This window comes from Bacillus cereus group sp. BfR-BA-01331 (genome assembly GCF_022663915.1).
Classification (GTDB): domain Bacteria; phylum Bacillota; class Bacilli; order Bacillales; family Bacillaceae_G; genus Bacillus_A; species Bacillus_A mycoides.
The window spans coordinates 1-11,340 of record NZ_JAKUGJ010000052.1; the positions used below are offsets into that span (position 1 = coordinate 1).

Below are 11,340 nucleotides of genomic sequence, written 5' to 3' on the forward strand. Positions count from 1 at the left end.
CATTGATACCACTGAGTCGTTTACTACGAGGAGAATACTTCATTCCTTTCTTTTTTTCTCTTACAGTTTGATCTTGTAATCGTTTTTGTTGTTGTTCTTTTGTTAGCCGATGAACAATCACGCGGGTTGGTACTTTATCCGTCATTCCTACAAAAGCATCGAATATTTCACATGTTTGTCCTGGCTGAAGAGAGTTCATTAAGGCCTCCATATTTATCTGTATATACTCTGTCCCTTTTTTGATTCTTCCATCTTGAAAATAATCAGGGGTGGAATTTTTTTGATAAATACGTGTATTTGACTTAATACGAGAGATATAGTAAGCTTTTTTATCTTGTATATATTGAAGGTCTTTCAAATGAAAATACCCTAAATCTCGAATACATAAATCATTCGCTGCCACAGTTGGGACACATAGAGAACCGTAGGTCCGATCATGTTGTTTCCCTGGGCCTGTATGAATATGTAGGAACTGTCCACTTAATAAATCATATTCAAGCTGAATCTTCACCCCCGCAGTATGGCTGCATCCTCCTGCACCTGGATAAACAGATGAAAATACATCGGGAAGTTGAAATGCAGTTGAATCTAAAATACGGATACGTTTGAAAATAGAAGTGTATGGAGAAGAAATCAGCTTAGTTGAAGATAACTTTTGGTTGAGAAGTTCAGCTAACAATTGTTGTAGAAATTGCACGGCTGTGGCATTAAATCGTTGATTCAGTCCTTCCGGACTGATAAGTACTTCTGTTGATGCTTCTAAACAGCTACATAACTGAGTTAAAGAGGTTTTAGCGACATTTTGACTCATCCATATACATAAAGCCACTAAATCTTTTGCTTGGTACTTACTTGTTCGTTGCACAAAACCAACGTCTCTAGCAAGATCCCGTAAAGTATTTGGAGATAAAAAACTTTGAATCTCTTGAGCAAATAGTTGTAATTCGTCAGACACAGACATAAAAAATTCCATCCTTTCCTATGATTCTACAGAAAGAATAACGTTTTTTTCGTTTTATAGATACAATTTTTCTTTAGCTCGATGAGCATACGGCAGGATCACAGTATAAGAAATATAAAAGGTGTAGAAAATTGTCAAAAAATACAAAAATATTATTGAATATATTTTAATAGTATTATATCATAAGGAATATTATGGTATAAATCATGTAATTTCAACTAAAAAAAGTAATTAGAACAATTATTTGCGAAAAATATTATTTCCTAACAATTGACGAATTCAGAAATGCTTTTGACGTAGTAAAAGGCTGTGGTTTTGAAGTTTGGTTAAATAACTACTCCTACACTGTAGTTGGTGGTATTTGCAAAGATAGTACACCAGGTGAATAAGTAGAGTGCTAATTAAACCTTAATATACTATAAAACAACAGGTATCTATTACTTTTTCATTAAGAAGAAAGTAATAGATACCTGTTGTTTTATAAATACTAATATAGGGAGATATTTATGGGGATTATAGAAGTTAAGAATTTAGAGAAATCATTTTTCATTGAAAAGAAAATGATAAACATCCTGAAAGGGGTAAATCTTGAAGTAAAGCAAGGAGAATTCCTATGTATCATGGGTGCGAGTGGCTCAGGTAAAACTACTTTGTTGCAATTACTTGGGGGGATAGATCAAACGACAAAAGGAGAAGTTAAAATAGGGGATACAGAAATCTCAATGATGAATGAAAAAGAATTGGCACTATTCCGAAGAAGGAAAATAGGATTCATTTTTCAGCAGTTTAACTTAATACCTATTTTTAATGCGGAAGAAAATGTTACCCTTCCTTTATTATTGGATAATGTCGAACAACAAAAAGCCACAAATCAAGCAAAAAAACTTTTGAAAATTGTTGGTTTAGAAGGCAAGGAGGAAAATCTTCCTTCTCAACTTTCTGGAGGTCAACAACAACGAGTAGCGATTGCTAGAGCTTTTGCTAATGATCCTGAAATTATATTAGCAGATGAACCGACAGGAGCATTAGATTCTGAAAACAGTAAAAATATAATTACTGTACTTAGGAATGCTTGTGATGACTTAAATCAAACGGCAGTTGTAGTAACACATGATCCTTTTGTAGCAGCTCATGCGGACAGGGTTGTTTTTCTATTGGATGGTTTAATAATTCATGAATACGAGGAAACTGACGAAAAGATTTCAGAGAAAGTTAAGCGTATTCAAGAAATAATGAACACACACTTTCAATAGAATGGGAGGTTTTGAAAATGTGGATTTTTAAATATGCTATAAAATCAATTAAGGAAAACCGATTAAGAACATCACTTATTGCCCTTGGTACAGCTTTAGGTGTTATGTTAGCCACAATGTTGTTACTAGGAAATAATTCTGTCGAAGAAACAGTAAAACAGCAAGTTAAGAACAATTACGGTGACTACAATTTGCAATTCGGTTATATGAAAAATGATCAATATTTAGATGACAAAGAAGTAGATCAAATAAAAAATATTAAAAACCTTAAAACAGTATCAAAGGTATTAATACCATATGTAGTACCTAATAAACCGGAAATTTCAAACCAACCGGCGTATTGGGGAGTCGAACCAAATTCACCTGAAATCCGTGCTTATAAGATTGATCAAGGGAGATATCCAGAAAAAGGGGCAGAAGTTGCGATTACAAAATCCTATGTAGAGAAAAATGGGATTAAATTAGGTGAAAAAATTGAAATGCCTTTTCCACCTTTTAATAAAAAAACAGTAACAGTAGTTGGTATTATTAATCCGCCAACAATGTCTGCAATGAAGCAAACTGCATTCTTTCCTATTAAGTGGCTACAAAATGAAATGAATTTGAAAAATAAATATAATTTAGTGCAAATAAAAGCGGCTAATGCTAATGAAAAAGCCTTTTTAGTTTCGGAAATAAAAAGTGTGTTAAATGGCGTGAAAATTTATCAACGTTTATATGTTGATAAAGCGTTTGAACGCTTAAATGTAATGAAACCTTTAATCTGGGGACTAGGCGGAGTTGCCCTATTTGTTGTGGCTCTTTTAGTCATGGGAAGCTTTTTCTTATCTGTACGTGATCGTCTTAAACAATGGGCCTTATTACGTGCCCTTGGAAGTGGATCTGTTCAAATAATAGGTGTAGTCCTACTTGAGTCTTTAATAATTGGTAGTATAGGTTCCTTAATAGGAGTTACAATGGGTACTTTATTTTATCGTTTAGTATCAGGATTGATTAATAGGTGGATAGGAGGGGCAATTGTTGATAGTGAGACTTTTATAATCTCATGGGGCCTATTAATTTTAACTTTTATTGTAGGAATTATGATGTCTATTATAGGGTCTATTATTCCAGCGATGTCTATAAGAAAAATTCCACCTGTAGAAGCTTTTAGACCTGTGATTTTGTCTGTCAATAAAAAGGAAAAGAAAATAAGTATAATTAGTTTCTTTGTAGCGATAGTTGGTATTGTCATTGGAATTTGTGCAACTTTCTTAGAGAAGTTAATCAAAGTAAATATTGGACCTATAGGAGCATTTTTATTTGTAATAGGTTTATTGTTTGCTATACCGTTCATCATTAGAGTTATTACACCAATAATCACTAAACCTTTCCAGCGGGTTTTTCGTATAGAAACTTCCATAAGTAGTCGAAACGTGATACGTAATAGACAAAAAGCAGCGATTTCAGTTGCAATATTGTCTTTTGGATTTATGTTAGCGTTGGTGGGAAGTATGTATATGAATTCAATGCAGGAAGGTATGAGGCAAGGGATAAAGAAAAGCATGCCAGCCGATTTATCTATTCGAGTACCATTGCTAGGTCGAGCAAATGAACATATTCCTTTTGAATGGTTAGAAAAAATAAAGCAAATTAAAGGTGTACAAAATACAGCAGCTATTGCAACAGATACCAAATCTGAATTAATTGATTATGATTTCAAAAAGGCTGATCCTGAATGGTACGAATTCGTGCGTAAGAATGATGTTAGCCCAAATATTATGGAGGTTTCTGGAATAGATTTAGCTGCATTTAATGAGATAAAAAAAATTAAAGTAGCATCAGGGCGAAGTTTAGAAGAGCCTCTAAAAGACGGCGAAGGAATTCTTTCAAAGAAAACAGCTAATTATTTAGGGATCAAAATAAATGACAAAATTAAAGTGCAATCAACAGGCCATGAGCCACAGTTTATTAAAATTACAGCGATATTAGAACAAAGTTTACAAATGAATACAAGGGGAGTATTTGTTAATGAGGAATGGGCAAAAAAGAACTTCCAAATAAAAGGTTATGAATCTATAGAAATAATGGTAGATTCTCATAATAATATTAATGAATTACAACAGAAGGTTAACCAAGTTATGAAGAATGGAACTAATATAGAACTTATTAATAGTACAGATTTATTAAAGGAACAGTTAACATTGTTAAATCAAATGTTACTATTGATTCAGTTATTGGTTGGTATTATTTTTGTAATTTCTGGTATAGGTTTAATGAATGCAATTATAGCAAGTATATATGAACGTCGTGCTGAAATAAGTATGATTCGAGCTGTTGGTGCAATTCCCGGACAAATGAAAAAAATTATTTGGTTAGAAGGTACTTTTTTAGGAGTAATAGCAAGCATTATTGCAGCGTTTGGTGGAATTATATTTAGTTATATTGTGTTACCTAGTTTGGATTTAAAGATAGTAGATATTCCTTACCTACAAATATTATCTTTGGTCATAGTTAGTATATTATTGGGAACATGTGCAGGGTTAATTGCTGCATATCAAATTAGAAAGTTTAAATTACATGATACATTAAAGGAATTATCATCTTAATTTAAACTTATCAGATTGAGTTTTTAATAACTTTAATAACCTCCTACCAAATCAACAGGTAGGAGGTTATTGTCTTTTGGAGAACAAAATTAAACAACACTATTATTTCTGTACTACACACCAATAGCAAAAGGTATCGAAGATATAAAGGGAGTAGATGTTGTATATGTGTTAATTTATGAGAAAATATATCAAGACCAGTATTAATGGTTAAAAATCAACGTTCAACTTGGCACCTACCATGTGTCCATTAACTTAAAAAATTAGTTGTTCCCCAAAAAGATAAAAATGAATGTCGGTTTTATAAAAAAAATAAATTTTTCGTTTAGAGGGTACTTTAGAAAATTAGCTTGATGGCGATGGGGCGGAACCCCTATTAGAAAAATAACTTTTTTATGACTGCAAATCAGCAAATCTAAATATAGAAATTGAAGCTGCTGATCCCGCTGGTACACCATTTCCAATAAAGAAAGTCGTAGCACTCTGAATTTGAAACGTATCACCAGCATTAAAAAATCTAACCAAATGACCTGTAGCTAATCCTCCTCCATTTGAAGTACTTGCATATCCTGTTAAAGGATATGTGAACGCTGAGGAAATCCCTTTAATAACAGCACCTCCATTTGCAGCAGTTCCTAAAGCACCATTTGGGAAATTAAGAGAAACTTGGATATCATAAAGTCCAGACTGACCTATTGTAAATGTACCACCTGCCTGTGTAATAGAAGCGCTATTACCAATAAATGGAGTCCATAACGTAAATGGATTTCCTACCCCTGGTGACTGAGCACCATTAATAATAAAGTTAGCAGCCGGTTGACTAACAGGACCTGTAGCTCCTGTAGGACCTGTAGGACCTGTAGCTCCTGTAGCTCCCGTAGCTCCTGTAGCTCCCGTAGCTCCCGTAGCTCCCGTAGCTCCTGTAGGACCTGTAGCTCCTGTAGCTCCTGTAGCTCCTGTAGGACCTGTAGCTCCTGTAGCTCCCGTAGCTCCTGTAGGACCTGTAGCTCCTGTAGGACCTGTAGCTCCTGTAGCTCCTGTAGCTCCCGTAGCTCCCGTAGCTCCCGTAGCTCCCGTAGCTCCTGTAGGACCTGTAGCTCCTGTAGCTCCTGTAGCACCTGTAGGACCTGTAGGACCTGTAGCTCCTGTAGCTCCCGTAGCTCCAGTAGCTCCCGTAGCTCCTGTAGGACCTGTAGCTCCTGTAGCTCCCGTAGCTCCCGTAGCTCCTGTAGGACCTGTAGCTCCTGTAGGACCTGTAGCTCCTGTAGCTCCTGTAGGACCTGTAGGACCTGTAGGACCTGTAGCTCCCGTAGCTCCTGTAGCTCCCGTAGCTCCCGTAGCTCCTGTAGGACCTGTAGCTCCTGTAGGACCTACTGGTCCTCCCGCAGGCCCTGTAGGACCTGTAGGACCAGGTGGTCCTGTTAAAACAGGCGTTTGAATGACACTATCTAACTTCGTTTGCAACAACATCTGTGTTTTTAACGCAGATTGGATCGTTCGATTAACACTTTCATTCACTTCTAAAATCTCGTTCAATGTAGCTGCTGGTGATAATCCACTCAAAGTTCCCAGTGCGTATTGAATTTTCTCCGCTTCAGCATTAATAATATGGGCTAAGCCTAATTCTTCTAAAGCTATAGATGCTAATATTAAATTAATAGACTCTTCACGGGTTAAAGAAATACTTGGCGTAATATTCGGTATATTAGCTTGTGACATATTTATACTCTCCTTGCTTGTCATATTTTATAAAAATAAATCTCAATATAAGATATGACAAGCATAGACAACTTGCTACAATATCTAAATATCTACATTAATTTCATGATATATATATATCATGTGACATATTTAATTATATCCTTTAACTCTGGTATATTTTTGAGATATACCAGGTTTTTTACATCAAATTAAAATCTTTTTTAATTTGGGGTTTGTGTAGTAATGGAACAGAAACGGCAATAACATACCAAACCCCTTTATATCATCTATTTTTCTTCCATTTTTATCAATGGACGTAAAGCTCCGTTTTCAATTTCTTCTGGTAAGTGAAAGGAATACCTTCCTACAATATTTATATGTTCATGTCCTACTGGAGAGAGCCTTTGTATGTCCTCTGTATCAATTTTTATATCATTTTCCTGTATGGCATCAAGAGCGGCTGTCATATATCGAGTATTCCATACGACAATTGCATTGACAACAAGTCCTAACGCTCCCAACTGGTCTTCTTGCCCTTCGCGATAACTTTGATATAAAATCCCCTTCTTTCCATACATCAATGCCCTTGCCAAACTATGACGAGATTCACCACGATTTAATTGTGTTAAGATTTTTCGTCGATATGCTGGATCTGTAATGAAAAGAAGATTATGTTGAGTTTTAAAGATTCTTCCGAATTCACCAATTGCCCTACCTAACATAGTCGGTTTTCCTACGCGTTGTAAAGTTTGAATTAACTGTGTTGGATTTACTGTTCCCAATTGAAGAGAACCAGCAATCCTCATAAAATCATCCCAATAACGAACAATTAAATCTGTACGAATTTTATGTCTTGAAATCGTATTTAAATCACCTTAATCAGCATTCTCATCCATTCTCCAAAATCTTGATGAACCGATATCTGCTATTCTGGGGCTAAACTGATATCCTAAAAGGGCAAGCAAACCAAATATAATATCACTATATCCAGCGGTATCTGTCATAATTTCCTTTGGTTGTACTTCAGTAGATTGTTCTAAAACAAGCTCTAATAGTCGTAATGAATCTCTGATTGTACCGGGAATAACAATGCCATGTAAGCCAGTAAATTGGTCACTTGTATAATTATAATAAGTCACACCACGTCCCACCCCAAAATACTTTGGATTTGGACCTGAATGTGCCGCCTTGTCATGTGTAACAAACCGAAGACCATCCGCTGAAGCTACTTCGCCAGATCCTAGTATTTGGGTTAGTCCCATTTTTGAATGATAGGAGACCAAAGTATTATTAGCCTTTGTAATTGTTTCAGCACGAAAATAGTTTTGTTCTACCCATGTCAGTCGATCATATTCGAGCGCGGGTACCCCAGCTTGTGTCACAGGTTCAAGTCCTATGTTACAAGCTTGAGAAATAAGAACAGCACACATACTGATAGAGAGGTCTTTTACTCTAGAATTCCCTTCACTGATATGAGTAAAAGCATCCAGAAAAGGAATCCATTGATGTAATTCAAGAATAAGCTCCGGTAAATCAGTATGTGGCATAAGGGAATGCACTTGTTTTCTCAGTTTTTTTAATGATTTTGGCTCTTCCAATTTGTCTAAAGGAGAAAGAATAATTCTATTGTTTGCTATACGAACATCTTTATTTCCCTCCAGATTCTTTTTAACCTTTCGATACGTTTCATCTAATTTTATTGCTAGATCTTGTAGGGTTTGTTTTGCGGATGAAGACCATCCAAGTGTTCTTAATATATGGGGTTTGATGGATTCCCAATCTTCGCCTTGTAGTAGTTGAGCTCTAGGGTCACAATACCTTTCACTGGGATCCGTAAAGATATCATGCCTTTTTAATGATTCAATAAATTGTTCAATTGTCCAAAATGTATACGCACATCGGTCTATTCGATGGTTTGGTCCCTTCAAAACTAATTTTTTCCAAGATGTAGACATTCCTTTTAATGGTGCCCCATATATTTATTCCTTCTCGATTTATTTTCGGTTTCAGCAAGAAAATTCCATGCTTGTAATGCATGTTGACCCGAAGGAGTAGATTGAAAACGTAATAAAGACAATAATTTAGGAAGAACCCTTCGTATAGTGGAATAATTTTTAAATAATTCTTTGTATGGTACTGTGATATCTGGAGCTTCTGTCAAATGATTTACCTTTTCTAGAGATTCCTTTACAAGTTCTTTTGGATATGTTGCAAATATTGTTTTACGTATATCTGTATCTGTAATATTCTCATCCAGTAAAAGCGTACAAATATCTCGTAATTTTCTTGCAGCTGCATCTAGATCTTTGATTGTCCGAAGCCTCTTTTTTGTTCCTTTATTATTAGCTTTTCTAAACAAATCACTGAAAAGAAGTTCCATGATTTCAATAACATCATCTTTGGCACGGATAGTGAACACAATGACAAATGAGACAAGGGTAGCTATACACCTTTCATCATTCATACGTTCTATGGTCTGAGCTCTTGCCATCGAAGCATATCGAGCTAATGCTAAAATTCGTCCCATTGGAATTCCAGCTGTACTCCAATTAATAGATTCTATTTCACAAAATTTTTCATAACGTTCAATTGTTTTCAGTAATCCCGTAACTGTTATACGAGCCGGAGGCTTTCTTAGAATATCTAGATTGCTCTTTTTATTTGTAGCCGGATTAGAAAGTAACAGGTTTTCTAACATATCTCGTTGTTGATGATTAGGAAGACTCGCAAGTTTTCTCCAAAGTCGTGTGTTTGCCCTGTCTCTTATTTGAGCAATCAATCTTTCCGTTACAGTAACACCAGGTAATAGAATTTTATTTTCTACACATTTTGCTGTAGCTAAATCAAATAGGACGCTTGGTCGTTCCGCTGAAACCCAAGCACGTGTATGAGCCAACGTAATAATCTCCAGTGATGTGGTTGTTCTGTAAAATCTTTATAATTATAAATTTGTTTAATTTCTTGTGCGTGATTACGAGCTGTTCTTTCATTTTTATATAAACTTAGCACATTTGGATTTATATTAAGTTGTTCTGAAACATATAATGATACATTTTTAGGTACATTCATTGGACGAGACAAAAAAGTTCCTAAAAATCTTACAGTTCCTAATTGAATAGCAAAACCTAATTGATTATGGTTACCTCGCATTTGAGAAATAACATAACGATCTCGATCATCAAACCCAAAATATTTATTTAGTTGTTCAGGTGTTGGGTTTCCTGAAAACATCCCATAATTTTCTTTCTGTTCACGAGTCAAAAATTCAACAGGCATGATATTCTCCCTTATCAAAAACGATGATTAAAGACTATTTTCTTCTTCTATTCCAAACTATACAAAAAAACACCCAAGAGCTATCAAAGGTGTTACTTCGTCTGTTCAATCTCCTACAGCAAAACGGGCGGAAATCTCATCGATATGAGAAAAAAACGGACTTTGATATATTAGGTGTCGTTTACAATTCCATGCCTGATAATCAAGCCGCTTAATTCAAAAAAGTGAAACCCATTAGGGTTTATTTCGTATGCAAATCTTTCAATCACCTACACTTGCCCCTTAGAAAAAACAAACAATCTCGCCTAAAATTGACTTTGCATAAGCTTAGGTTGATAGCGATGTGGTGCTACCCCATCACTATCAAGCTAACAAAACAAAATACCCCCTAAAATGAAAAAATACGCTATGCTTTCTGTAGAATCATAGGAAAGGATGGCGTTTTTGTATGTCTATTTCTGTATCTGATGAATTACAACTATTTGCTCAAGAAATTCAAAGCTTCTTATCCCCAAATATCTTACGAGATTTTGCTAGAGATGTTGGTTTTGTTCAACGAACCAGTAAGTACCAAGCAAAAGATTTAGTCGCTTTATGTGTATGGATGAATCAAAATGTCGCTACGACGTCTTTAACTCAGTTATCTAGCTGTTTAGAAGCATCGACAGAAGTGCTCATCAGTCCCGAGGGACTGAATCAACGATTTAATACAGCAGCCGTCCAATTTTTACAACACACACTATCCGAACTACTAAACCAAAAATTAACCTCATCTATACCGATTTCTTCTCCATATACTTCTGTTTTCAAGCGTATTCGTATTTTAGATTCAACTGCATTTCAACTTCCAGATCCCTTTTCGTTTGTTTATCCAGGTGCAGGAGGATGCAGCCATACAGCGGGAGTAAAGATTCAGCTTGAGTATGATTTATTAAGTGGACAGTTCCTTCATATTCATACAGGTCCAGGTAAACAACATGATCGAACCTACGGTTCCCTGTGTGCCCCAACTGTAACAGCGAATGATTTATGTATCCGAGATTTAGGTTATTTCCATTTGAAAGATCTTCAACATATACAAGATAAAAAGGCTTATTATATCTCACGTATCAAATCGAATACACGTATTTATCAAAAAAATCCTAATCCTGATTATTTTCAAGATGGCAGAATCAAGAAAGGTACAGAGTATATCCAGATAGATATGGAGGTTTTAATGAACTCTCTTCAACCAGGACAAACATATGAAATATCCAACGCTTATGTAGGAATGACGGATAAAGTCCCAACTCGTGTGATTATTCATCGACTAACAAAAGAACAACAACAAAAACGATTACAAGATCAAACTGTAAGAGAAAAAAAGAAAGGAATGAAGTATTCTGCTCGTAGTAAACGACTTAGCGGTATCAATGTATATATGACAAATACCCCTACAGATATTGTCCCGATGGGGCAGGTGCATGATTGGTATTCTTTACGTTGGCAAATCGGCGTGTCCAGATAAGGACACATTATCTAGTTGGTGAAAGTCCAATCGGGAGAATAGACTCCACTCCCG

3 protein-coding genes and 5 pseudogenes are annotated in these 11,340 nt (G+C 35.5%); 4 read left to right on the forward strand and 4 right to left on the reverse strand.

The features are described 5' to 3' along the window. Positions 1–961: IS4 family transposase (locus MR155_RS29810; RefSeq protein WP_242311958.1), on the reverse strand; the 961-nt coding region annotated here is incomplete at its 3' end. Between the two features lie 506 nt (positions 962–1,467). Between MR155_RS29810 and MR155_RS29815 the strand changes: the two genes are divergently transcribed. Both MR155_RS29815 and MR155_RS29820 read left to right on the forward strand, forming a co-directional pair. Beyond that, positions 1,468–2,214, forward strand: a complete 747-nt coding sequence (locus MR155_RS29815) for an ABC transporter ATP-binding protein (protein WP_242311959.1) — start codon at positions 1,468–1,470, stop codon at positions 2,212–2,214. A 17-nt stretch (positions 2,215–2,231) separates the two neighbouring features. Then, the gene (locus MR155_RS29820; RefSeq protein WP_242311961.1) at positions 2,232–4,802 is read left to right on the forward strand and encodes an ABC transporter permease; all 2,571 of its coding nucleotides are present in this window, start codon (positions 2,232–2,234) and stop codon (positions 4,800–4,802) included. Between the two features lie 825 nt (positions 4,803–5,627). On the opposite strand, the pseudogene MR155_RS29825 reads toward MR155_RS29820, so the two are convergent. The 3 pseudogenes from MR155_RS29825 to MR155_RS32475 all read right to left on the reverse strand — a co-directional run. Further along, positions 5,628–6,521 (reverse strand): annotated as a pseudogene (locus MR155_RS29825) (alpha-helical endospore appendage domain-containing protein); the annotation flags it as partial. Between the two features lie 269 nt (positions 6,522–6,790). Next, positions 6,791–8,458, reverse strand: a pseudogene (locus tag MR155_RS32470) (Tn3 family transposase). A gap of 5 nt (positions 8,459–8,463) precedes the next feature. After that, positions 8,464–9,779: pseudogene (locus MR155_RS32475) on the reverse strand (DUF4158 domain-containing protein). A 23-nt stretch (positions 9,780–9,802) separates the two neighbouring features. On the opposite strand from MR155_RS32475, the pseudogene MR155_RS29845 reads away from it, so the two are divergent. Continuing rightward, positions 9,803–9,994 (forward strand): annotated as a pseudogene (locus MR155_RS29845) (IS4 family transposase); the annotation flags it as partial. A 233-nt stretch (positions 9,995–10,227) separates the two neighbouring features. Then, positions 10,228–11,277: pseudogene (locus MR155_RS29850) on the forward strand (IS4 family transposase); the annotation flags it as partial. Positions 11,278–11,340 lie beyond the last annotated feature (63 nt).